Annotated in this window: 1 pseudogene; it reads left to right on the top strand. The window is 61.0% G+C overall.

The window, feature by feature from the left end:
* Positions 1-243: 243 nt before the first annotated feature.
* Positions 244-642 (top strand): annotated as a pseudogene (locus F6Q13_RS18885) (transposase); the annotation flags it as partial.
* Positions 643-694 lie beyond the last annotated feature (52 nt).

Raw genomic sequence — 694 nt, 5'->3', positions numbered from 1 at the left:
ATCCTGGAGTCCATTGGAAGATTAATAAAACGAATTAACGGCGCGGGACACTAGCATCACCGCTGATCAACGGCGGCTAATACTGCAGCCGTAGTTCGGGGCTGGAGTGTTTCGGCGTGTCTGCGCTGGTAGAAGCGGTGGCCGGGGCATTGTTCGGAGTTTGTGAACACATCTGAATATGCCGCGGCCCCCGCGGCTGCCAGCGTAGACCCTGACCGGTGGTGGCAGCAGTTCTCGGCGGTGATCGACCGGATCGCGCCACGATTTACCCGCCATGAACCGTTGCGGCATGCCGCTGCGCTGATGGCCGGCATGGTTTCCGGGTTGGAACGAAAAAATTGCTGGACGATCGCCGAACATCGTGGTGACCACACCCCCGACGGGTTGCAACACCTGCTGGCCCGCGCCAAGTGGGACGCTGATGCGGTCCGTGATGATCTGCGTGATTACGTCATCGAGGCCTTCGGCGATCCCGGCGCGGTGCTGATCATTGACGAGACCGGCGATGTCAAGAAGGGCACCGCCACCGTCGAGGTGCAACGCCAATACAGCGGCACCGCCGGGCGCATCGAGAACTCCCAAGTCGCGGTGTATCTGACCTATGCCGCCCCGCGTGGGCATACCCTGATCGACCGAGCGCTGGTTTGCGTCTGACTTCGCCGCAGAGATGGGCTTGGAAAATTACCCAATGCTG

The sequence above is a fragment of the Mycobacterium sp. genome, assembly GCF_008709575.1.
In the GTDB taxonomy this organism is placed as follows: Bacteria; Actinomycetota; Actinomycetes; order Mycobacteriales; family Mycobacteriaceae; genus Mycobacterium.
The sequence above is the reverse complement of the archived record's forward strand: the minus strand, read 5'-3'. Positions and strand labels throughout refer to the sequence as shown.